1 protein-coding gene is annotated in these 280 nt (G+C 35.4%); it reads right to left on the reverse strand.

The window, feature by feature from the left end; all coding sequences use genetic code 11:
• The gene (locus tag AB4517_RS22795) at window positions 1-210 is read right to left on the reverse strand and encodes a hypothetical protein (RefSeq protein WP_372150141.1); all 210 of its coding nucleotides are present in this window, start codon (window positions 208-210) and stop codon (window positions 1-3) included.
• Window positions 211-280: the final 70 nt, after the last annotated feature.

The raw sequence follows: 280 nt of genomic DNA on the forward strand, positions 1-280 counted from the left end.
TTAATTACGCAACAAAGCCAGTTCAAAGCTAAACATACAGATTAAGCTAATAGCTGCGGTCGCAACTAACATTCCTAGTAACCCACCAAGTGGTCCAGAGGAAAAGAAGAACTCAATAAGTTCTCGACCGGTTGCGTATCCACCTCCAATTAATACAGACTGTAATACCAAGCCTGGTAGAATGATTCGTTTAAAAACACTGTTACTCATAATTAACTCCATTTAAATTATACGATAGTGGTTTTCTAAAATTTACTTTTTCTAATAATTGTTACTCTTC

The organism is Vibrio sp. 10N.222.52.C3 (genome assembly GCF_041474195.1).
Classification (GTDB): Bacteria; Pseudomonadota; Gammaproteobacteria; order Enterobacterales; family Vibrionaceae; genus Vibrio; species Vibrio crassostreae_C.